Origin of the sequence: Hymenobacter chitinivorans DSM 11115, assembly GCF_002797555.1 — a bacterium.
In the GTDB taxonomy this organism is placed as follows: domain Bacteria; phylum Bacteroidota; class Bacteroidia; order Cytophagales; family Hymenobacteraceae; genus Hymenobacter; species Hymenobacter chitinivorans.
Window position 1 is genome coordinate 2,199,000 of record NZ_PGFA01000001.1, and the last position, 23,172, is coordinate 2,222,171.

Here is a 23,172-nt window from a genome sequence, read left to right on the forward strand (position 1 = left end):
GAGTGGGCGCAGCGCCGTCCTGTCGAGCAGCGGGAGACATCTCGCCTGCAATGGTACTCAATGATCGTGGCAAAGAAGTGGCCGAGCTGCTTGATCTGGCGGCCGGCCGAACGGAAGCATTCCTGCCGTTGATAATGAATGGGCATGGCGTTACAGCCGTAGAGAAGCTCCGGCTGCGCGCAACGCTAGGTCAAGCACTACGACGGCACGCGAAATGCCTCGCGCCGCTGGACAGGACGTTCTATTTCAGCGCCCGGAGTTGTCGGCTAGTACGTTACCAGGTACACGTCCAGGTCCTGACCGGTGCGGGCCACGGCACGCAGCAGGTCCTGGGTCACGCCGCGGCGGACTTGCTCCCACCAGCTTTTCTCCCGGGTAATACCGCAGACGAGCAGCGTGGCGTTTTTCTCGGCGGCCACCCGGCCGATAGTCCCCACGATGTCGTCGGACTTGACGCGCAAAATCTGGGCGCCCAGCTCGATGGCCAGCTGCAGGTTGCTGAGCAGGCGGCGCTGGGTGGCCAGGTTGATCCGGTCGGCGGCTTCACGGCTGGTCTGCACGTAGAGCACGTACCAGGCGGCGGCCGAAAACCGGTCGGCGAGGCGGGAAGTTTTGCGGATGATTTCCCGGGCCGCCCGGTCGTTGGCGTTGATGCAAGCCAGCAGCCGGTCGTCGTTGCGGCGCTGGGGAGCCACGGCCAGGGCCCCGCCGGCGTCGGTTTCGACCTGGTGGCTGAGCAGCTGGGCCACTTCGCGCACGGCCAGGCGGCGCAGCTGGAGCAGGTTTTCGGCCTGAAAGAAGTTCATTAGGGCCGTGGGCACCTTGGCCGGGTCGTAGATTTTGCCTTCCTCCAGGCGGGTACGCAGCTCCCCCACCGTCAAATCCACATTTACGACTTCATCAGCCTGCTTGAGGAGCTGGTCCGGAACCCGCTCGGTGACGTCGGTGCCGGTGATTTTGAAAACCTGGTCGTGCAGGCTTTCCAGATGCTGCACATTGACGGCCGTAATAACCGAAATGCCGCTTTTCACCAGAAACTCCACGTCCTGCCAGCGCTTTTCGTGGCGGGAGCCGGGCACGTTGGAGTGGGCCAGCTCGTCGACAACAACTACCTGGGGGCGGCGCTGCACGATGCTTTCCAGGTCCATTTCCTCCAGGGCCCGGCCCTTGTAGAAGAGCTGCTTGCGGGGCAGCAGCGGCAGGCCCGGCAGCTGGGCCACGGTGCCGGCCCGACCGTGGGTTTCGACGTAGCCCAGCAGCACGTCCACGCCGTGCTAGTGCAACTCCCGGGCTTCCTGGAGCAGGCGGTAGGTTTTGCCCACGCCGGCGGCCAGGCCCAGATACACCTTGAGCGTACCGCGCCGCTTGCCCTGCACCAGGCGCAGAAACCGCTCGGCCGACTGGTCGCGCTGGTCTTGCTCGGGGGAAGTGGATGGATTGATGGCGGACACGGGAAAGAAGCGGGTTAGAACGACAAGGCCACGCTGGTCGTCAGGTTGCCGTACTGGTTAGTGGCGCGGCCGTCATGCTGCTGAAAAATGGCGTTTTCAGCATTGAGGTAACGGCCCTCTACGCGCACCAGCACGTGGTCGGTGGGCGCGTAATCCAGGTTGAAGGAGCCGCCGCGGGCCCGAAAATCCGCATCGGTAGCGGCCGGCTGCAGGCTGCTGATAACTACCCCGCGCTGGGCATAGTAGTATTCGCCGCGCAGCGTGCCGGAGAGCTTGTCGGCCAGCTTGAGCCGGGCAAAAGCCGCGGCCGTGTGCCAAGTGTCGGAGCCCTGGCGGCCGGCGCTTTGCTGGGTACCGATATCAAACACGGCGGCCAGGCTCAGCCGGTCGGTGGCGGCGTAGGTCAGGTAGAAGTCGTGGAAGAAGCGGCGGCGGCGCAGCGAATCCTGGGGCTGCTCGTTGCCCAGAAAGGTGCTGGAGTTGAGCAGCAGCTGGGCCGTGGGCTTCCACTGCAGCTGGGTGCCGAGGGCCTTGGCCTGGTTGGTTTCCCGGATATTCTGCCAGCCGTTGAGCACCAGGGCCGTGGCCGTGAATTGGGGACTGACTTCGTAGCTAAAGCGGGCCCCGGCCTCGTAGTAGGGCGAGTTTTCGGCCATCAACGAGCGGGTCAGCGTCCAGTTGTCCTTGCTGATGGCCGATTCGAAGCCAATGTGGGAGCCGAAAATGCCCACGTCGAGCCAGGCTTTCTGGAAGGGCCGGAAACCGGCGTAGGCCTCGTAGATGTGCTTGAATACCGGGTCTTCGGCGGCGTAGTTGGCCGCCACGTAGGAGCCGGCGTGCAGGCCCACAGCCCCGCGCACCCGCCCGTCGTCGTAGCGCAGGCCCACCAGGCCCTGGTTGACGGTAAACTCGTTTTGGCGGTTGTGGGAATACAGGAAGCCCGGGCGGGTGTTGGTGGCCGGGTGCTTGAAATCGAAGCCGTAATAGGCGTCCACGAAGCCGTAGTAGGTGAGCGGATTGACCGGGGCGGCCGGTGTGGCAGTAACCGTATCGGCTACTGCGGGAGCCTGGGCCAGCGCGGCGCCGGTAGCGGTGAGCAGCAGGCCCAGGGTTAGGAAGTGTTTCATACAGAGTCGCCAGCGGGGCGAAGGAGAGGTTCCGGGCTGTTTAAGGTTCAGGCCAGCCCTGGTGAAGAGGAAAAAGAAAGGTGCTATTAGCGCAGCGGGGCCAGCTCGTCGAGGGCCAGGTTCAACGCCAGCACGTTGACCTTGGCCGGGCCGAAAAAGGCGAAGATGGGCTCCTCCACGTGGGCCGCTACCAGCTCCCGGACGCGGGCCTCGGGCAAGCGGCGCAGGCGGGCCACCCGCGCCACCTGAGCGTAGGCACCCTCCGGCGACAGGTGCGGGTCGAGGCCCGAGCCGCTGGCCGTGACCAGCTCGGCGGGCACTTCCCCGGCCTTCACCGTGGGATTCTGCTGCAAAAAGGCCTCCACCCGGGTGTGGACTTCGGCCAGGTACACCGGGTTCGATGGGCCCTTGTTGGAGCCGCTGGAGGCATCGGCGTGGTAGTCGGCCGCCGAGGGGCGGGAGGTGAAGTACTCGGGCCGGTCGAACTTCTGGCCCACGTTGGCAAAGCCCACGACCCGACCTTTATGGTTGACTTGCACGCCTTCCCCGCGGCCGGGTGCCACCTGGGCGGCGGCCCACACCAGGGCCGGATACAGTCCGCAGCACAGCACGAGCATGACCAGCGTGAGGCGTAGAGCGGGAATGAGTTGAGTTTTCATGGTTGATTGTATCAATTGGTACATTTGAGGTATGCCCGGCAGCCCGATTCCCGACAATCAGATGGTCACAGTGATGGTGGCCGAAACCACTTTCGCGGTTCTGACCATGCCGGGCAAGAAGTATCGGGTTGACTTTGTAGAAAAAGCGGAAGCGCTTCTCAAGCCGGGAATGCGGGGAAAATTCTTCAGTTGCTCAGAGCATCCGCTGCTGCTGCGCTACAACAGCGGCTCGGTGTCGGTCTACATTAATTCGCTTCCACAAGACCCACAAAGCCTGTTTGGCGAGATTCAAGCGCGAATCCAAGCTTTATTGCAAAGCTGGCGGGATTGGCGGGAGGAGTACAGCGCAAAGCAACTTCTGCGAAACCTGGCGGAGGGCACTGGGCTGCTTCTGGATGCACCTGTCCCGGTAGCCAAAGCCGTTATTGCAGCCTGCACTGCGCATGGCGTAGCAACCTGGGTTGCTGACCCTCTGGAGCTTGAGACCGAAGCCACTCCTGCGTTTCACTTGCTGCTAGTTGGTGACGGCTACGTCATTGCGGAGGACTTCCGTTTCGTGCCGCTTTAGCCTTACAAAAAGAGCCCGACCACCAGATCAATGACCTTGATGCCGACGAAGGGCACGACTACCCCGCCCAGGCCGTAGATGAGCAGGTTGCGGCGCAGCAGGGCCGAGGCACCCAAGGGCTGGTAGGCCACGCCCTTGAGGGCCAGCGGCACCAGGGCCGGAATGATCAGGGCGTTGAAGATGACGGCCGAGAGAATGGCCGACTGCGGCGACTTGAGCCCCATGATGTTCAGCGCACCCAGGGCCGGGATGCCCACCATAAACAGCGCCGGCACGATGGCAAAGTACTTGGCCACGTCGTTGGCAATGCTGAAGGTGGTGAGCGTGCCGCGGGTCATGAGTAGCTGCTTGCCGATTTCGACCACCTCGATGAGCTTGGTCGGGTCGTTGTCGAGGTCGACCATGTTGCCGGCTTCCTTGGCGGCCTGGGTGCCCGAGTTCATGGCCACCCCCACGTCGGCCTGGGCCAGGGCCGGGGCGTCGTTGGTGCCGTCGCCCATCATGGCCACGAGCTTGCCCTGCTCCTGCTCGCGGCGGATGTAGAGCATCTTGTCCTCGGGCTTGGCCTCGGCAATGAAGTCGTCGACCCCGGCTTTTTCGGCAATGAATTTGGCCGTGAGCGGGTTGTCGCCGGTTACCATCACCGTTTTGATGCCCATGTTGCGCAGGCGGGCAAACCGTTCCTGAATGCCGGGCTTGATGATGTCCTGCAACTCCACGACGCCCAGCACCCGGTCGTTATGACTGAGCACCAAGGGCGTGCCGCCGTTGCTGGCCACGGTTTTCACCCGCTCAGCGACTTCCGCGGGGTAGGCATTGCCGGTTTTTTCGGCCAGCTGCCGGATGGCGTCGGCCGCGCCCTTGCGTAAGCGGGTGCCGTCGGCCAGGGTCACGCCGCTGCTGCGGGTTTCGGCGGTGAACTTGATGAGCTCGGCGCCCTGCAACTGGGTCTGGAGCTGCTCGGGGCTGACTTTATTATCCCGGGCCAGCTCCACGATGCTCTTGCCCTCGGGCGTTTCGTCGGTGAGCGAGCTGAGCGTGGCGGCCTCGATAAACTGCCCGATGGCCACGCCCGGGGCGGGCCAGAAGTGGGTGGCCTTGCGGTTGCCGATGGTGATAGTGCCCGTTTTGTCGAGCAGCAGCACGTCGATGTCGCCGGCGGTTTCCACGGCCTTGCCGCTCTTGGTGATGACGTTGGCGCGCAGGGCCCGGTCCATGCCGGCAATGCCGATGGCCGAGAGCAAGCCGCCGATGGTGGTCGGAATCAAACACACGAAGAGGGCAATGAAGGCGGCAATGGCAATGGGCGTGTGGGCGTAAGCAGCAAAAGGCGCCAGCGTGACGCACACAATCACGAAGACCAGCGTAAAGCCCGCCAGCAGGATGGTGAGGGCAATTTCGTTGGGCGTTTTCTGCCGCGAAGCGCCTTCCACCAGGGCTATCATCTTGTCGAGAAACGACTCGCCGGGGGCCGTGGTGACCTGCACCACGATGCGGTCCGACAAGACCTTGGTGCCGCCCGTGACGCTGGATTTATCGCCGCCGGCTTCGCGGATAACCGGGGCCGACTCGCCCGTAATGGCCGACTCGTCGATGGTGGCCAGGCCCTCGATGATTTCGCCGTCGGTGGCAATGATTTCGCCGGCTTCGACCACGAATACGTCGCCTTTGCCGAGCTGGGCCGAGCTGATTTCCTCGAAGCTGCCGTCGGCGCGGCGGCGGCGGGCGGGTGTGTCCTGGCGGGTTTTGCGCAGCGAGTCGGCCTGGGCCTTGCCGCGGGCCTCGGCAATGGCCTCGGCAAAATTGGCGAAGAGCAGGGTCAGCAGCAGCACCACGAACACGGTGCAGTTGTAGCCGAAGCTGCCCTGGGCCGCGTCGGGCCGGAAGAGCAGGCCCAGCGTGACGCAGAACATGACCGCCGTCCCGACTTCCACGGTAAACATCACCGGGTTGCGGAACATGATGCGCGGGTCGAGTTTGACGAAGGCCTGCTTAACGGCCTCCGCGACCAGCGCGGGTTGAAACAAGGATTGGGATGGAGAAGGCATCTTTTTAAGTTGATTGGTCGAAGTCCCCTCCTTTTTTCAAGGAGGGGTGGCCGAAGGCCGGGGTGGTTTGTCGGCCGCGCCGTTAGGGGTAATTCGAGGCGTTAGGAAACTGCTGTTTCGAGCCAATTCCCAACTTTCAGCGGCCGTCGTTCAACGATTGAACCACCCCGCCCTTCGGGCACCCCTCCTTGAAGGAAGGAGGGGAATTGACGTTCTCTCTAGTACAGGGTGAAATGCTCGGCGAGGGGGCCCAGGGCCAGGGCCGGGAAGAAGGCCAGGGCGGCAATAATCCAAATCACGAAGAAGACCATGATGCCGAAGGTGGCCGTGTCGACGCGCAGGGTGCCGGCCGATTCGGGAATGAACTTTTTGCGGGCCAGGATGCCGGCAATGGCCACGGGGCCGATGATGGGCAGGTAGCGGGCCAGCAGCATGACGAGGCCGGTGCTGATGTTCCAGAACGGGGTATTGTCGCCCAGGCCCTCGAAGCCCGAGCCGTTGTTGGCGGCCGAGGAGGTGAATTCGTAGAGCATTTCCGAGAAGCCGTGGTAGCCGGGATTAGCCAGCCAGGCGGCATACTCGGTGGGGTTGTTGGTGTAGAGGTGGGCCGAAAGGGCGGTACCGGCCAGGATTAGCAGCGGGTGGAGCAGGGCCACGAGGATGGCAATTTTCATTTCCCGGGCCTCAATTTTTCGGCCCAGCAGCTCCGGGGTGCGGCCCACCATCAGGCCCGAGATGAAGACGGCCACGATGATGAAGACGAAGAAGTTGAGAAAACCCACGCCTACGCCCCCGTAAAAGGCGTTGGTCATCATGCCCAGCAGCGCGTTCATGCCCGAAATAGGCGTGAGCGAGTCGTGCATGGCATTGACCGAGCCGTTGCTGGTCACGGTGGTTTGAATTACCCAGAGCGCCGAAGCCGCCGCCCCCACCCGCATTTCCTTGCCCTCCAAAGAGCCCAGGTGCTGGTCGACGCCCATACTGGTCAGGGCCGGGTTGCCGCGCAGCTCGAAGTACACGGTGGGCACTTGCAGCAGCAGGTAGCCGGCCGTCATTACCCCGAACACCATCCAGCCCAGGCGGGGCCGGCGCAGGTAGAAGCCGAAGGCCAGGGCCATAGCCATGGGAATGAGCACGATGGCGCCGTTTTCGAGGGCGTTGGTCAGATACGTCGGGTTTTCGAGCGGGTGGGCCGAGTTGACGCCGAAGAAGCCGCCGCCGTTGGTACCCAGCTGCTTAATGCCAATCATGGCTGCGGCCGGGCCGCGGCTCACGCTCACCGAGTCGCCCTGCACGGTTACGAGCGGCATTTTACCCTGCCAGGTCATGGGCGTGCCCTGAAATACCAGGGCCAGGGCCAGTACCAGCGACAAGGGCAGCAGCACCCGGGTCAGGCTGCGCACGAAGTAGTGGTAGAAGTTGCCCAGCTTGTCGGCGGTGCCCGCGCGCAGGGCGTTGAACACGACCACGCAGGCGGCCAGGCCGGTAGCGGCCGTGACGAACTGCAGGAACATCAGGCAGAAAACCTGGGAGAAGTACGTCACGCCCGACTCGCCGGAGTAGTGCTGCAGGTTGCAGTTGACCAGAAAGGAAATGGCCGTGTTAAAGGCCTGGTCGGGCGTCATGGAGGGGTTGTGGTCGGGGTTGAGCGGCAGGCTGCCCTGGGTGCAGAGAATCAGCATGGCCCAGACAAACCAGGCCAGGTTGATGGTGAGCAACGCCACCAGGTGCTGCTGCCAGCGCATTTCCCGGTTCGGGTCGACGCCGCCGAGGCGGAAGATCAGGCGCTCGAGCGGGGCCAGAAAGTCGCTCCAGCTAGGGTCGCCGCGGTAGATGGTGGCCAGGTAGCGGCCCAGGGGAATAGCCAGCAGCACCGTGGCGCCGAAAATGACGAGGATGCTGAGAAGTTCGTGGTTCATGATTAGAATTTTTCCGGGCGCAGCAGCACGTAGCTCAGGTAGCCAAACGTGGCCAAAGACAGCAGAAACAGGGCGGGCATCATCACGGGGGCCGGGTTAGAGGTGGTCGAAGAAGTCCACGGACTTGTAAAAAAGCCAGAAACCGGCCAGGCCGGCGGCGGTGAGCACAGGAATCAGAAGGGCAGCAGGCATACGCAGCAAGGTGAAGTGGTAAACTCGTGTGCCGCCGCTGTTACAAGCCTGGGCCCCAAGCGCCCCTCCCCGACCGTTCTTTCACACAACCCGCTAATTATCAAAGGCAATAATTTTCAGCCTCCCGCTTCCGGCCGCCAGAACCCAGGAACCAACCCTAGCGAAACGCTAGGGTGTTTCGCAAAACACTAGGGCCCAGAAACGCCGACGACCCCGCCGGAAGGGCGGGGTCGTCGGGTAGAAAGCCAAGAGTTGGGGGCCGGCTAGAGGCCGTAGTCCTGGATTTTGCGGTAGAGCGTGGTCAGGGCAATGCCGAGCACCCGGGCGGTTTCGGTTTTGTTGCCGTGCTCTTCGAGCAAGACGCGCTGAATGTGCTGCTTTTCGGCGCTGCGTAGGTTGCGCTCATCCGGCGGGGGCGCGTCGGGCCGCGGATTGTTCAGGGCGGCCAGCTGCAGCTCCACGGGCAGGTCGTCGACGGTCAGGGGCTGGTCGGGCGGGGTCAGGATGGAGGCCCGCTCCAGCACGTTCTTCAGCTCGCGCACGTTGCCGGGCCAGGGGTAGTTTTCCAGGGCCTGCAGGGCTTCGGGCGTGAGCTCCAGGGGCCGGCGGCGCAGCTTGGCGGCAAAGTGCAGCAGGAAAAACCGGGTCAGCAGGGGCACGTCACTGCGGCGGGCACTGAGCGGGGGCACGGCCACGACCACCACCGAGAGACGGTAGTACAAGTCGGCCCGGAAATGGCCCTGCTCGGCTTCCTGGCGCAGGTTGCGGTTGGTGGCCGCCACCACCCGCACGTTGACCCGGGTAGGCCGGGTATCCCCGATTTTGGTGAACTCCTGGGTTTCGAGCACCCGCAGCAGCTTGGCCTGCAGCATCACGTCGAGCTCCCCGATTTCGTCCAGAAACAGCGTGCCGCCCGAGGCTTCTTCGAGCAGGCCTTTCTTGTCGGCCTGGGCTCCGGTGAAGGCGCCTTTCTTGTAGCCAAACAGCTCGGATTCGAGCAAATCCTTGGGAAAGGCCGAGCAGTTCAGGGCCACGAAGGGCTTGCTGCGGCGGGGGCTGCCGTAGTGAATGGCCTGGGCAAAGAGCTCCTTACCGGCCCCTGTGGGGCCTTCGAGCAGCACCGTGGCATCGGTTTGGGCAACCTGCCGGGCCGTGCGCTTGGCCTGCTCCAGGGCCGGGGCGTGGCCAATCATGCTCTCGAAGCTGTACTGGGTTCCGACTTTCTTTTCCAGCTCGGCCACCCGGCGCTGCAGCTGGGCTTTTTCCACGGCCCGGTCCACGACGACGACCAGCTGGTCGTCGGAGTCGCCCTTGGTCAGGTAGTCGAAAGCGCCCTGCTTCATGGCCTGCACCCCGTCGGTGATGGTGCCAAAGGCGGTAAGCAGGATGACTTCGGCCAGCGGAGCTTTGGCCTGGTAGCGGGGCAGCAAATCGAGGCCGAAGCCGTCGGGCAGCTTCACGTCGGAGAGAATGACCAGGACTTCGTCGGCGTGCTGCTGCAACGTTTCCAGGCCGCGGCGGGCGTCCGGGGCCTGCAAAACCGTGTAGCCTTCCAGCTCCAGCATGCGGGCAATAGCCTGGCGCAGCGGGCCTTCGTCGTCGATGAGCAGCAGGGTACCGGTCGGCATGGATTCAATTAAGAATTAAGAATTGCTCAACTCCACTGTAGGCCGGGAAGTAAGCCGAGGCGCGAAGGTAAACGGTTCCGGCTTGCCAGGGGCGCCGCAAGGCCGGGGCTCTGGGCCCCGAAGAGTGCGCAACTCCCCCATTCTGTCCAAGCAGCCCGGAATTTTGCAGAAGTCCGTGTGGAATCAGCTGCCCGGTAGCATCCAGCTAGTATACTGCGCCTCTTATTCCAGCTGCTTATGCCTCGTTTGCTACTGTTCACGCTTTATCTGTTGCTGCTCCCTATTGCTGCCCCGGCCCAGCAGCGCCTGGCCACCGCCCGGCAGCGCAGCTACCTGACCAAGGTATTCCGGCTGAGTGAGGAGCAAACCCGCCACCTCTATGAGCACGACCTAGGGGCGGCCCGGCCCGAGTTTTTCACCCAGCCCGTCGACTCCTTTCCCTCCGACTCGGCCCGGCAGATGCGCCCCCTGCCCCCGGGCTATTACCTGGTGGCCCACACCGAAGGCCCGCAGCTGGTGTACTGGCTGCGCTGCGTAACCGACCGGGAAGTGGTGGTCGTCGACAACCAGGTGGACCTGACCCTGGTGGTGCGCGACTCCCTGGGCCGCCCGCTGGAAGATGCCCGCGTGGCCCTGGCCCGCCGCCCGGTGCCGTTTGACGCGGCCACGCGGGCCTACCGGCTGCCCAACCGCGGCCGGAGTGGGCTGCTGGCCGTCACCCAGGCCGGGCGCACCACCTTTCACGTGGTGGAAAAGCAGGCAGACCCGAGCACCTACTGGCAGCAGCAGCCTTTGGGCCGCAAGATTCTGTGGGTTGGGCGCCGCCTCGTGTTCGGCTTTCCGCTGGGCTACCTCACCAAGCCCGTCTGGAACCTGGGCCACGACCTGAAACACGTTTCCTACGTGTCGACGGGACCCGTGGGCTTGCTGCGCTCGGCCTTTAGCGAAGACGTGCGCGCGGAGCGCCGCAACCGGCGCGCCTACCAGGAAGGGCAGCAATGGACAAGCTACGTGGCCCTGAGCAAGCCCAAATACCGCCCCGCCGGCGACACGCTGCACCTGAAGGTGCGCCTGCTGCGTCGCCCCTCCGGTCGGCCCGGCCGCCAGCCGCTGACCCTGTGGCTGGGCGGGGGCTACGGCCAGCCGGAAAAGAAACTGGCGGTGCTGCGGCCCGTGCGGCCCGGCTCCTACGAGTACACCCTGCCCCTGACCGATACGCTGGGTTTGCGGGCCGATACGCGGGTGGGCTTCCGGCTGGAAAACCGCCGGGGGCAGCCCTTAGTCCGGGGCAATTTTCAACTGGAAGACTACGAGCTTAAAAGTACCCGCTACACCCTGCGCGTGGCCGAGAAAGAGCACCGCCGGGGCCAGCCCCAGGCCGTGTTTCTGCGCGGCACCGACTCCAACGACCTCAACCTGCTCGATGCCCGGGTGCGGCTGAGCGTGACGCCCCGCTCCCCGCTCGGCCCTTTCAGCCAGCGCCAGCTGTTTCTGCCCGACACGCTCTGGACCCGCAGCCAGGCCCTGGACCCCACCGGGGAAACCCGCCTGAACCTGCCGGCCGGCATTTTCCCCGAAGCCGAATTCTCCTACGCCGTCGGAGCCGTGTTCCTGAATGCCGATAATGAGCGGCGCACTGAAACGACGACCGTGCCCTACGGCCTGGATCCGGGCAAGCTGCAAGTGGAGCTGGCCGGCGACTCGGTGCGCCTGCGCTACCTGGTGCAGGGCCAGTCGGTGCCCCATGCGGCCCGGCTGGAAGTCAGCAATGGCCGGGAGCTGGGTTCCGGCACCTTGCAAGCCGGCCCCGTGCAGCTGCCGCTCACCCTGCCCGTCGACCCGCGGGCGGCTTCCTACGAGCTGAGTGATGCCGACCACCGCTCGGTGGAGTTGGAATTGACCGAGGCCAACGCCGGCCTGAGTGTGCGCTCCGACCGGACCCACGACTCGATTTTTATCAGCGTCGACAACCCGCGGCGGCTGCCGTTCTGGTATTTCGTGTACCGCGCCAACACCCTGGTGCAGCGCGGCTACGGCTCAGAGTTGCAGCTGCAAACCACGGCGCCCGGCCCGGAAACCTGGTCGGTGTCGGTGCACTACCTCTGGGGCGAGGAGCTGCGCAAGGCGGAGTATAGTATTCCCCTGCCCCAGCGCCAGCTCATCGTGCGCGCCGAGCAGCCCGAGGTGGCTTATCCGGGCCAGAAAATCCGGCTGCAGTACACCGTCACCGACGGCGGCGGGCGGCCCGTGCCCGGCGTCGACTTGACTTCCTACGCCTACACCAGCAAGTTTGGGCAGGCCAAGCTGGAGCAGAACTTGCCCAGCTTTGAGCCCCGGGTAGTGGGCCGCCGGTCCAAGCGCCGGTTTGCCCTGAAAGAGGGCTTCGACAACTCCCCCGCCGACGCCGGCCGGCAGCTCTTGCCCTGGGCCCAGTGGCGCCACCAGCTGGGCCTCGACTCGCTGCGGTTTTACCAGTTTCTCTATCCCGAGTCGGGCGCGTTTTACCAGTACGAGCCCGCGCCCGGCGGCCTGACTCAGCTGGCGCCATTCGTGGTGGATTCGGGCCGGGTGGAGCCGCCCGTGGCCGTGTACCTGGACGGCGTGCCGGTGTACGTGTACGAAGTCAACCAGCACGAGCCCTACGCCCTGGTGGCCGAGCCGGGCCGGCACACGCTCAGCATCCGGACCGCCACCCGCCTCGTGACCCTGCACGACGTGTATCTGCGCCACCTGCACAAGCTCACGCTCAGCATCGACGTTAACCAGCCCTGCGCCGAGCTGACCGTGGAAAAGCGCCGCCCGCTGCTGACGCCCGAGGAAAAGCTGACCCTGACCCGCTCGTTGCTGGTAACGGAAACCGACTACACCTACAGCAGCCTGCGCCAGGGCAACGTGCTGCGGCCCGTCAGTCGCCTGGGCTACCACGGCGTGGATTCCTACAGCCTCGCGGGCCCGTTCCGGCCCGACTCGGTGCTGCTGCGGCGCTCCGACGGGCTGCGGCGCAGCTTCCTGTTTGAGCCCCTGTACCGCTACTATTTCGCGCCCGGCCTGGTGAAACTGACCAGCCTGGACCCGACGACCCACGCCCAATTGTTTGGGAGCCTGCACCGCGCCGGTTTTCCCGGCGCCCTGCCCCTGGGCGACTTTGCCCTGACCGAAGCCGCCTTCCAAGCCCGCTACCTGCCCGGTAACGCCACCTGGGCGCCCGCCCCGCCCCGGCCCGGCTACAACTTTAAAACCCCGCTGCAGACGCCCGCCGGGCAGGGCCGCCTGGAAGTGCGCCTGCCCCCGCGCCCGGCCGACGCCGGGCCCGGCTACCGATTTCCGAACGTAGCATACCTGCTGCTCACCCAGCCCGGCAACGCTAAATTTCACCGTCTGCAGCCTCACCTGAACCTGGTGCACGCCCTGCCCGCGGGCCGCTACCGGGTGGCCGTGCTGCTTGCGGACAGCACCAGTCTGCTCCCCACCGAGGAAGTGGTGGTGGCTCCCGATGGGGTGACCTATTTCCAGCTGCGCCTCCCCGACCGGCAGCCCGGCGCGGCCCTGCGGCGGCGCATCGGCCAGCTGCTGCCCGGCTACGAGGCCAAAGACCTGAGTTTGGTGACGCCGGCCGAGGAGCTCAAAAGGGCCCAGCGCACCATTAACATTACCCAGTACGGCCAGCCGCAGCCGGGCTGGCGCACCATCCGCGGGCAGGTCACCGACCGCCAATCGGGGGAAGGCCTGCCCGGGGTGACGGTGCTGGTGGAGGGCACCACGATTGGGGCTGCTACCAACGCCGACGGCACCTACGCGCTGCAGGTTCCCAACGAAAACGTGACGCTGACTTTTAGCTCCATTGGCTACGTGCAGGAGCAAAGGCCCGCCGACCAGTACGAAATAAACGTGGCCTTGAAAGTAGATACCAAGCAGCTTTCGGAAGTGGTAGTGGTAGCATACGGCACCGAAACCAGCCGCCGAAGCGTGAGCTACGCCACGGCCACGGTATCAAACCAACTGGCGGGCAAAGTAGCCGGGGTGCAGATTCGCGGGGCGGCGACGCTGGGTTCGGGCGTGCCGGGCGGGGCCACCAACATCTTCATCCGGGGCGTGGCCTCTCTGCCCGCCGCGGCCCAACCCCTGATTATCCTCGACGGCCTGCCCTTCAACGGCCGGCTGGAAGACGTGAGCCCCAGTGATATTGCCTCCGTCAAGCTGCTGAAAGATGCGGCGGCCACGGCCACCTACGGGGCCCGGGCGGCCAATGGGGTGCTTTTTATTACCACCAAAGCCAGCGGCACCAGCAACGACCCCGCCGGCCGGGACCCGCGCCTGGCCCTGCGCCGCAACTTCCGCGACTACGCCTGGTGGCGGCCCACGCTCATTACCGACGCCCAGGGCCGGGCCAGCACCGACGTAACCCTGCCCGACGACGTGACCGGCTGGGACACCTTCGTGCTGGGCTCCGACGACCACGGCCGCGTGGGCTCAGCCACCCAACTGCTGCGCTCCTTTAAAGCCTTGCTGGCCGAGCTGGCCGTGCCCCGCTTCCTCATCGAGGGCGACCAGACTCAGGTGCTGGGCAAAACCCTGAACTACACGCCCGACTCGGCCCAGGTCAGCACGGGCTTCGCGGTGGCCGGAGTGGCCGGCCCGCGCCACAGCCGCACGGTGCGCAGCTCGGTGCTGGACACGCTCAGCCTCACGGCCCCCACCGGCCAGGATTCGGTGCTGGTGAGCTACGACCTGCGCCAGGCCAGCGGCTACGCCGACGGGGAGCAGCGCCCGATTCCGGTGCTGCGGGCCGGCACCCGGGAGAATATCGGCACCTTCGCCATTCTCGCGGCCCCCGACACGACCCTGACCCTGCCCTTCGACCCGCAACTGGGGCCCGTGACGGTGCGCCTGGAAAGTGACGCGCTGCCGGTGCTGCTGTCCGAAATTCAGCACCTGCAGCAGTACGCCTACCTCTGCAACGAGCAGGCCGCCTCCAAGCTCAAGGCCCTGCTGCTCGAAAAGCAGATCCGGGCCGTGCGCCAGGAGCCCTTCAACGGTGACCGGAGCATCAACTTTCTCATTCGTAAGCTGCTGGCCGGCCGCCACCAGCCCGAAAACCTGCTCTGGGGCACCTGGGCCGCCTCCGAGGTTAGTCCCTGGGCCACCACCCACGTGCTGGAAGCGTTGCTGGCCGCCGAAAAAGCCGGCTACAAGGTGCGCCTCGACCGGGACAAGCTCCAGCCCTACCTCTTGCAGGAGCTGGATTACCACCTGGCCGCCAAGCCCAACCCCGCCCAGCTTCAGCTGCGGCGCACCTGGTACTACCAGTCGGACGACGACCTGATCCGGCTGCTGCGGGTACTGCACCAGCTGGGCACGGCCACCGATTACCGCACCTACGTGGCGCGCCTGGAACGCTCCTACAAGGGCCGCCAGCCCTTGGACCGCTACCTGGCCCTGACCGAGTTGCGCCAGCAGCTGGGCCTGCCCTACCAGCTCGACTCGCTGCGGCGCTACCGCCTGAGCACCCAGCTGGGCGGGGTGTTCTACGCCGATACCCTGCGCCCGGGCTCCTACTACCGCTATTTGCTGCGCGGCAGCGTGGGCTCTACGCTGCTGGCCTACCGCCTGCTGCGCGCCCAGGGCGGCCACGAGCCGGAGCTGACCCGCATCCGCTTTTACCTGCTCAACCTGCGCCGCACCGACTACTGGACCAGCACCTACGAGGCGGCCCAGATTCTGGAAACCATCGGGCCCGACCTGCTGGCCGCCGGCCAACCGACTATTGCAGCGAAGGTGCAGCTCAGTGGGACCACCACTCAGCAAGTCAGCACCTTTCCCCAGCAGCTCACCTTGCCCGCCACCGCCGCCCCGCTGACCCTGCGCAAGACCGGCCTGCTGCCGGTGTACGCCACGGCCTACCAGACGCGCTGGAACCCCACGCCCGAGGCCACGGCCGCCCCCTTCACGGTGAAAACCGAGTTGGCCGGCCAAACCGGGCAGCAAGTGAGTTTGCGCGCCGGGCAGCCCGCCGAGCTGGTTGTGACGGTAAATGTGACGGCCGAGGCCCGCTACGTGCTGCTGGAAGTGCCCATTCCGGCCGGCTGCTCCTACGGCGACAACAAGGCGGGCAACTACTTCGAGGTGCACCGCGAATATCTGCGCCACCAGACCGGTATTTTCATCGACCGGCTGCCCGTGGGGGTGCACACCTTTCGCATTGCCCTGCAGCCCCGCTACCGGGGCCGCTACACCCTGAATCCGGCCAAAGCCGAGCTCATGTACTTTCCCACCCGCTTCGGCCGCAGCGCCAGCAAGCAGGTGCGGGTGCAGTAGGCTGGCCGGGCAGGGCAAAATGCCGCTAAACATAGAAAATAGCGCATAACCGGTACGGCGGCCAACCACACCCGGCCGTTTCGCGGGCTCGGTTGGCCGTCGTACTTTTACCGTTGGGGTTACGCGGCCACGCAGGTGCAGTGGCCCGAATCAGTTCCGTAGCCCGCTTTTTCCGCATGCCCCAGTTGCTCATCGACGACCTCCGGATTGACGTCGTCCGCAAAAATATCCGCAGTCTGCGCCTGACCGTGTACGCCCCCGACGGGCGGGTGCGGGTGGCCGCCCCCCTGCGCACGGCTGATGCCGCCATTCACGCCTTCGTCACCACCCGCCGCGCCTGGATTCGCAAGCACCAGGAGCAGTTTGCCGCCCGTGAGCAGCCCGTGGCCCTGGAATACGTGGCGGGAGAAACCCACTTCTACCAGGGCCGGCCGCACGAATTGCGGGTGCACGAGGCCGCCGGCACGCCGCGGGTGCAGCTACTGGAAGAAGGCTTTCTAGACTTGTTTGCCCCGGCCGGCAGCCTGCCGGAGCAGCGCGAAAAGGCCCTGAATGCCTGGTACCGGGCCCGCCTGAAAGAGCAGCTGCCGGCCCTGGCGGCCCGCTGGGAGCCGGTGGTGGGCCAGCGGGCCCACGAGTGGGGCATCAAGCTGATGCGCACCCGCTGGGGCACCTGCAGCATTCGGGCCCGGCGCATCTGGCTGAACCTGGAGCTCATCAAGCAGCCGGTACATTGCCTGGAGTACGTGGTGGTCCACGAGCTGGTCCACCTGCACGAGCGGCTCCACAACGCCCGCTTCTGGGGGCTGATGGACCAGTTTATGCCCGACTGGCGCGCCGCCAAGCAGGCCCTGCGCTCGGTGCACCTGAAGCCCTGCGGCTAAAGCTTCCGGGGACGCGAAGTAGAGTTTGGCGGTACGGCCCCGTACCGGCTGCTCGCCCTCTCGAAATTGCAAAAATGCCTCTGGGCAAGGCAACAGTCCCTTTTGCAACTCCCGTAGGCCCTCCGGGCAAGGCCACACCCGCTACTGCATCTGCAAAAGCCACTCTGGGCGAGACGACAGGGCCTTCCGTAGTTGCAAAAGCTCGTCTTGTCAAGGCGACAGGGCCTTCCGCAGTTGCAAAAGCCCTTCTTGTCAAGGCCGCCCGGCTTTGTGGCCCTGGATAAGGCCCAGCTGCCTCGGCTGCTTCTGGCTTCTCCCATTTCCGAAAGCCCGCCGGGACGTGGCATGAAGGCCTTTTCATGCCCCAAAACCTAGTCGGGACAAGTCCCGGACGTGTTTCGGGATTCTAAAAACCCACCGGGACAAGTCCCGGACCTATTCAATAACTCCAGAAACCAGCCGGGACTTGTCCCGGGGCATTTTTGCAGTTGCGGAAGCCCATCGGGACTTGTCCCGGACGGGTTTTGCAACTCTAAAAACCGGTCGGCACAAGTCCCGAGGCGTTTCTTTGGTTGCGGAAGCTTCCCGGGACTTGTCCCGGGCCCCGCGTGGTTTTCGGGAAAAAGCTACCTTTGCCCCGCTCACCGCTTCCGATTCGCACTTGTAATAGCCCTTTTCTTCCGCAGCATTCCCGAGTAGTCCCCGCCCCGCGGCGAGGCCATATCCGTGTACTCTTCCGAAGAAAACCGTGCTAGTCATTCAGAATCTCAGCTACTGCCATCCCAATCAGGATGTGCTCTTCGACGGCCTGCAGCTGGCCCTCGAACTCCACCAGAAAAGTGCCTTGGTCGGCCATAACGGCGCTGGCAAATCGACCCTGCTTCAGCTTATTGCTGGTTTGCGGCCACCCGCGGCCGGGCGCATCAGCACCAGTAGCACGTCGTATTACGTCCCCCAGCACTTCGGGCAGTACAACCACCTGACCCTGGCCCAGGCCCTGGGCGTGGCCGACAAGCTCACGGCCCTGCACCAGATTCTGGCCGGGGAGGCCACCGAGGCCAATATGGCGGTGCTCGACGACGACTGGACCCTGGAGGAGCGCTGCCACGAGGCCCTGGCTCACTGGCAACTCGGGCCCCTGCCGCTCAGCCAGCCTTTGGCCGAGCTCAGCGGCGGCCAGAAAACCAAGGTCTTTCTGGCCGGCCTGCTGCTGCACCGTCCCGGCCTGGTCTTGCTCGATGAGCCCAGCAACCACCTCGACGCCGCCGGCCGCCAGGGGCTCTACGACTACCTCCAAACCACGACCAGCACCCTGCTCGTGGTCAGCCACGACCGGCAGCTGCTCAACCTGCTCGGCTCGGTCTATGAGCTCGGTCCGCGCGGCCTGACGCACTACGGGGGCAACTACGACTTTTACGCCGCGCAAAAGCAGCTGGCGCACGCCGCCCTGACCCAGGAAGTGCACAGCAAGGAAAAGCAGCTGCGCAAGGCCCGGGAAGTGGCCCGCCAGGCGCTGGAGCGCAAGCAGAAGCAGGACGCGCGAGGGCGCAAAAACCAGGACAAAGCCGGCCTGCCGACTATTGTGCTCAACACTATGCGCCACAACGCGGAAAACAGCGCGGCCCGCCTGCAGGGCCAGCACGCCGAGAAAACCGGCAACCTGGCCCAGGAGCTCACCGACCTGCGCCGGGAGCTGCCCGCCGCCGACCAGATGAAGTTCGGCTTCGAGCACTCGGCCCGGCCCCCGGGCAAGGTAGTGCTCACGGCCGAGCAGGTCAACGTCGGCTTTGGGGGCGGCCCGCTGCTGTGGCCCCAGCCCCTGAGCCTGCAGATTCGCAGCGGGGAGCGACTAGCGCTGCGCGGCTCCAACGGCACGGGCAAAACCACCCTGATCCGGCTGCTGCTGGGCCTGCAAGCGCCCACCCGCGGCACCGTGCGCCGGGCGGCCGGCCGGGCCGTGTACATCGACCAGGACTATTCCCTGCTGCCCGCCCACGGTACGGTCTACGAGCTGGCCCAGCACTTCAACCGGGAAGCCGCCCGGCCCGAGCACGAAGTCAAGATTCGCCTGGCCCGCTTCCTGTTCGGGCCCGACACCTGGGACCAGCCCGCGCCCAGCCTGAGCGGGGGCGAGAAATTGCGCCTGGCCCTGTGCGGCCTCACGCTGGGCCGGCCGGCCCCCGATTTGCTGGTCCTCGACGAGCCCACCAACAACCTCGACCTGCAGAACCTGGCCATTCTCACCGCCGCCCTGCGCGAGTACGCCGGCACCGTGCTGGTCGTCAGCCACGACGCGGCCTTTCTGGCGGATATCCGCGTGGAGCGCACTATTAATCTGTAGAGTGAGGACTTTTCGGCGGGGCGGCCCGGCGCTTTACCTGGGCCACTTCGTCATCGAGCCGGCCAATGATGCTCACCGGCTGGGGCAGGTCTTCGCGAAAGGCCACGCCGTGAAACCCGCCGTAGATGCGCTGGTTGACTTCCCTCGTCAGGCTGGAATCCAGGCGCAGGCCCTGGCGGGTGTGCTCGTAAAACACCAGCGGGTTGTAGCTGGTCAGGGGCGGCCCGTCGGGCTGCTCGTCCCAGGTTTCGAAAAAGCGCCAGTAGCCGGCGTATTCCAGGGCCGGGTCCTGGTCGAGGTTGGCGGCCGGGGCCACAAACACGGGCACGTTTTCCCGGCCCGCCACCCGGCCCTGGCGGATGCGGAACACCCGGCCGTGGTTCATGCCCGGTCGGCCGGTTACTTCCAGCACCAGGTCGTGGCCCCCGGCCGGGTTGCGCAGCAGCAGCGGGTAGAGCGGCTCGTTCAACTCGTAGCTAGTCTTGGTATCCCGGAGCACTACCTGGCCATCCTGAAGGAGCTGCAGGGAGGAGAACAGGATAAAATCCTCGAAGTCTCGCCCATTCTTCAGCTGCAGCCGAAAGCCGTCCGCCAGGGGCAGTTCCCGCACCTTGGCTTCCCGGCCCCTACTTCCGGTAGTGGCGGGCCGTGGCTGAGCGCCGCTGGCCCTGCCCCTGGCGGGAGTCCCGGGCGCCGACGATGGCGCGCTGGCCGCCGCTCGGCGGTTACCAGACTCGCAGCTGGTCAAACCAGCAACAGCGGCCAGGACAACAAGAACTCGGAGTGGGCGCATAGGGGCTGACAAGGCCGCAAACTTAGCAAAAGATGCCCCCGCCCGGTACTGGCCGGCAATATCCGCCGCGCTTACCCCAGAGTGCCGCCCGGCCTGGGCTAGGCGGCCACCGGGGCCACCGGCAGAAACGCCGACCGGTCGCGCACGAAGGCGGCCACCCAGACCAGGGCCAGGATAAAGGCGGCCGGCACAGCGGTGTGGGCGTGCGAGAGGTCGACGGCAATGGCCCCGGCGAAGTAGCTGGTCAGCAGCAGCAGGCCCAGCTTCATGGTTTTGGGGTAGACAAACAGGGCCGTGAAGACGAGCTCCATCATCCCCAGCGCCGGCATGTACTCGACCATGTGGGCAGCAGTGAGGGCTTTACGCACTTCCTCGGCGCCGAGCAGCTTCATGATGCCGCTGGCCGTAATCATCAGGGCGGGTACGGCCGTAACCAGGCCGGTAAGGAGGGGTTTCTTGTGGAGTGCCATGGCAAAAGTTGGTAAAAAACGTTCCGACCCTTGCTGGCCGGGGCCGTAAAGATGAGCCCCAACCGGTATAATCCGGATAGTGGTTTCCCAAAGGATACCGGTATCCTGAAAGCTACTCGCCTGATTTATAACGACCTTTACACCATGTCTAGTCTTGCTCCCCACCAACCCTCGCCCCAGGAATGCTCCACGGCCATGCGCTCCGTCCGCGACGCCCTCGACTTAATCGGGGGGAAGTGGAAACTGCCCATTATCGTTGCCCTGAGCAACGGGCCCCGGCGCTTTAAGCAGTTGCAGCGCGAGGTGCTGGGCATCACCGCCAAGATGCTCAGCAAAGAACTCAAAGAGCTCGAAATGAACAACCTGCTCACCCGCCAGGTGCAGGCCGACGCCGCGCCCGTGGCCGTTATCTACACCCTGGCGCCCTACGGCGAAACGCTCTTTCCCGTCATCGGGGCCCTGCACAACTGGGGCCAGCTGCACCGCCGCCACATTATGCATCCCGGGCAGGCCGAGACAGTTGCGGAGCCCACTCCCACGGCCCGGCCCGAACCGGTTTTCTCGTAGCGAACGGGCTCAAACCCGGGTTTTGGATTGCAATAATTCAGGACTAGCATCGTATAAAAACAACAATAACGACCCTGAAAGAGGATTATAGCCGGAGGGCAGCGGTCAACATCCGGTAAGCTTGCGTACTTTTGGGGTTTCCCTTGATTTCCATCGGTTTTCTGGATTCTCCCGCCGCCTCGCCTATGAAGTTTTTGCTGACGCTGGTACTGACCGTATGCTGGCTGAAGCTTTCCGCGCAGGAAGCCCTGGCGCCCCGCCAGGTGTACACCGATTCGAAGGCCCGCTTCCGGGTCAGCTACCCCCAGGCCTGGCAGCGGCAGCGCAGCGAGGACCGCAGCCAAGTGGCTTTTTTTGCCGGCAGCGCCCGGCAGCACCCCGTCGTGACGCTAACCGTCCGGCCCGCCGGCCCGGGCGCAGCTTCCCTGCTGGGCCGCCAGGACTCCCTCTGGCGCCGGATTCAGCAGCTTTCCCGGGCCCAGATTCTGCGCCTCGAGCAGCACGAGGCCACGGGCTACGCCGAGGTTAGCTACCACTACACCTTCGCCCCCGACCTGGCCTCGGCCGACCGCACCCGGGTACTAGGCCGCCGGCTCTGGCGCAATGGCACCGAGTTTGACCTCGAGTACCGGGCCGCCGACGAAGACGGGCGCTACCTGAGTGAGGCCGAGCAGCTGGTGGAGTCCTTCGACTTTGCGGAGCCCGCCACGCCCGCGCCCCCCTTGCCCACCGCGGCCCGGTGCGACAATAAGATGTACGGCATTGCGGCCCTGCGCCTGCGCAACGACTTGTGGGAGGACGACTGCCGCACGATTCACGAGTTTGCCGCCGACGACCTGAGCGCCCCGCCCCGGATTCACCGCAACGCCCTGCCGTTTCAATCCTACGCCCTGGCCAAGGGTTTCGACAACTGCCTCTACTCCGTTACCAAGGCCCCCACCGACGCGCCCGAGTACGTGTACCGCTACAACCCGGCCACCCACCAGGGCGAGTATACCAGCTGGCAACTGCCGGCCCAGGGCCCCGAAACAGTCTGGATTTCGGGGGCTACCGACGAGCAGGGCAACCTCTACTTCAGCACCGCCGACGCCAATAAGCTGGTGAAGATAGACCCCGCCGACGGCACCGTGACCGAACTCTGGGACTCGGACCCGCTGCGTAAGGCCGCCTACTTTCCCCGCATCGGGTTTGCCGGCGCCGGCTCCCACGGCAACTTCTGCCTCGACGATACGGGCACCCTGTTTCAGGTCTACAGCACCGACGGCAGCCTGCTCAACGTGGACCTGAAAACCCGGCAGCCCGGCCCCGAGCCCATTGCCCTGCAGGGCCTGCCCAAGCGCGGCGGCTACAGTGACCTGCTGCTGCAGAAAGACGAGCAGGGCAACCGCCGTCTTTACCTGGCCGGCCCCAAAGCCTTGTACGAGGTAGATATGGTCCGCCGCCGGGTGCGCCTGGTGCGCCGCGGCACCTACACCGACCTGGCCGGCTGCAACCTGTTTGGGCCCGTGCCGGCCAAGTCGGCCCCGGCCGCCGCGGTGGCTCCGGCCGCCGCCCCAACGCTAGCCATCTGGCGGGGGCGGGTGCTCAACGGCGTCACGTTTCAGCCCCTGCCCCAGGCCCAGCTGCGCCTGCGCCGCCCCGACGGCGGGGAAATCAAGGTACCGCTCACGCCCCAGGGCACGTTTACCATTACGGCCGAGCCCGGCCTGGCCTACGCCACCACCATTCAGCTGCCCGGCTACCTGGCCCTCGACAGCACCTACACGCCCCCGGCCGGCCCCTACGTGCAGGATTTGCTGCTCTATCCGCTGGCCGTGGGCTCCACCCTGCCGCTCGACAACGTGCAGTTTACCCAGGGCCAGGCCGTGCTGCTGCCGTCCTCCTTTCCCACCCTCGACCAATTGGTGGGCATGCTGACCAAGAATCCGACGATGACCATCGAGCTGCGCGGCCACACCGACAACCAGGGCGACCCGCAAAAAAACGTGGTGCTCAGCCAGGAGCGGGTAGCGGCCGTGAAGGCCTACCTGGTAGAGCACGGCGTGGGGGCCCCGCGCATCACGGGTATCGGGCTGGGCGGGGCCCAGCCCCGGGCCAGCAATGCCCGCGAAGCCACCCGCCGCCTCAACCGCCGCGTGGAAGTGCGCGTGACGGGAGGCACGCGCTAAGCCCCGCCCCTTGGCGTTAGGCCCCCGGAAACCAACCAGAAT

Annotated in this window: 14 protein-coding genes and 2 pseudogenes; 7 read left to right on the plus strand and 9 right to left on the minus strand. The window is 65.4% G+C overall.

Annotated elements, in window-relative coordinates; all coding sequences use genetic code 11:
- Positions 1–266 precede the first annotated feature (266 nt).
- The 3 genes and pseudogenes from CLV45_RS09325 to kdpC form a co-directional block, all read right to left on the minus strand.
- Positions 267–1,451, minus strand: a pseudogene (locus CLV45_RS09325) (sensor protein KdpD).
- Between the two features lie 14 nt (positions 1,452–1,465).
- Complete coding sequence (locus tag CLV45_RS09330; RefSeq protein WP_100336087.1) at positions 1,466–2,578, minus strand: porin; 1,113 nt, start codon at positions 2,576–2,578, stop codon at positions 1,466–1,468.
- Positions 2,579–2,664: 86 nt separating this feature from the next.
- Positions 2,665–3,237 carry a potassium-transporting ATPase subunit KdpC gene (gene kdpC, locus CLV45_RS09335; protein WP_100336088.1) on the minus strand — a complete coding sequence of 191 codons (573 nt, stop codon included), beginning with the start codon at positions 3,235–3,237 and terminating at the stop codon, positions 2,665–2,667.
- 31 nt (positions 3,238–3,268) lie between these two features.
- Here kdpC and CLV45_RS09340 point away from each other — a divergent pair, with 31 nt between their 5' ends.
- Positions 3,269–3,805 (plus strand): hypothetical protein, encoded by a 537-nt coding sequence (locus CLV45_RS09340; RefSeq protein ID WP_100336089.1) that lies wholly within the window; start codon positions 3,269–3,271, stop codon positions 3,803–3,805.
- Between the two features lie 2 nt (positions 3,806–3,807).
- On the opposite strand, the gene kdpB is transcribed toward CLV45_RS09340, so the two are convergent.
- The 4 genes from kdpB to CLV45_RS09360 form a co-directional block, all read right to left on the minus strand.
- Positions 3,808–5,853 carry a potassium-transporting ATPase subunit KdpB gene (kdpB, locus tag CLV45_RS09345; protein WP_100336090.1) on the minus strand — a complete coding sequence of 682 codons (2,046 nt, stop codon included), beginning with the start codon at positions 5,851–5,853 and terminating at the stop codon, positions 3,808–3,810.
- Positions 5,854–6,071: 218 nt separating this feature from the next.
- Entirely contained in the window at positions 6,072–7,772 is a 1,701-nt protein-coding gene (gene kdpA / locus CLV45_RS09350; RefSeq protein ID WP_100336091.1) for a potassium-transporting ATPase subunit KdpA, read from the minus strand.
- A 2-nt stretch (positions 7,773–7,774) separates the two neighbouring features.
- On the minus strand, positions 7,775–7,855 hold the full coding sequence (locus CLV45_RS25590; RefSeq protein WP_170061863.1) for a potassium-transporting ATPase subunit F: 81 nt from the start codon (positions 7,853–7,855) through the stop codon (positions 7,775–7,777).
- A 372-nt stretch (positions 7,856–8,227) separates the two neighbouring features.
- Positions 8,228–9,592: a sigma-54-dependent transcriptional regulator gene (locus CLV45_RS09360; RefSeq protein ID WP_100336092.1), complete on the minus strand. Its 1,365-nt coding sequence runs from the start codon at positions 9,590–9,592 to the stop codon at positions 8,228–8,230.
- A gap of 237 nt (positions 9,593–9,829) precedes the next feature.
- Between CLV45_RS09360 and CLV45_RS25455 the strand changes: the two genes are divergently transcribed.
- From CLV45_RS25455 to CLV45_RS25645, 4 genes and pseudogenes are all read left to right on the plus strand, one after another.
- On the plus strand, positions 9,830–15,907 hold the full coding sequence (locus CLV45_RS25455) for a carboxypeptidase-like regulatory domain-containing protein (protein ID WP_157807391.1): 6,078 nt from the start codon (positions 9,830–9,832) through the stop codon (positions 15,905–15,907).
- A gap of 176 nt (positions 15,908–16,083) precedes the next feature.
- Positions 16,084–16,791 (plus strand): M48 family metallopeptidase, encoded by a 708-nt coding sequence (locus CLV45_RS09370; RefSeq protein ID WP_100336094.1) that lies wholly within the window; start codon positions 16,084–16,086, stop codon positions 16,789–16,791.
- A gap of 748 nt (positions 16,792–17,539) precedes the next feature.
- Positions 17,540–18,031, plus strand: a pseudogene (locus tag CLV45_RS25640) (ATP-binding cassette domain-containing protein); the annotation flags it as partial.
- A 471-nt stretch (positions 18,032–18,502) separates the two neighbouring features.
- Positions 18,503–19,132 carry an ATP-binding cassette domain-containing protein gene (locus CLV45_RS25645; protein ID WP_449404670.1) on the plus strand — a complete coding sequence of 210 codons (630 nt, stop codon included), beginning with the start codon at positions 18,503–18,505 and terminating at the stop codon, positions 19,130–19,132.
- Here CLV45_RS25645 and CLV45_RS09380 read toward each other — a convergent pair.
- Positions 19,122–19,742, minus strand: a complete 621-nt coding sequence (locus CLV45_RS09380) for a hypothetical protein (RefSeq protein ID WP_100336096.1) — start codon at positions 19,740–19,742, stop codon at positions 19,122–19,124. The two genes, CLV45_RS25645 and CLV45_RS09380, sit on opposite strands and share 11 nt — an antisense overlap.
- A 281-nt stretch (positions 19,743–20,023) precedes the next feature.
- Entirely contained in the window at positions 20,024–20,395 is a 372-nt protein-coding gene (locus CLV45_RS09385; RefSeq protein WP_100336097.1) for a hypothetical protein, read from the minus strand.
- A 144-nt stretch (positions 20,396–20,539) separates the two neighbouring features.
- Between CLV45_RS09385 and CLV45_RS09390 the strand changes: the two genes are divergently transcribed.
- Positions 20,540–20,962 carry a winged helix-turn-helix transcriptional regulator gene (locus CLV45_RS09390; RefSeq protein ID WP_100337002.1) on the plus strand — a complete coding sequence of 141 codons (423 nt, stop codon included), beginning with the start codon at positions 20,540–20,542 and terminating at the stop codon, positions 20,960–20,962.
- 185 nt (positions 20,963–21,147) lie between these two features.
- Positions 21,148–23,130: an OmpA family protein gene (locus CLV45_RS25460; protein ID WP_100336098.1), complete on the plus strand. Its 1,983-nt coding sequence runs from the start codon at positions 21,148–21,150 to the stop codon at positions 23,128–23,130.
- The last annotated feature ends 42 nt before the right edge of the window (positions 23,131–23,172 follow it).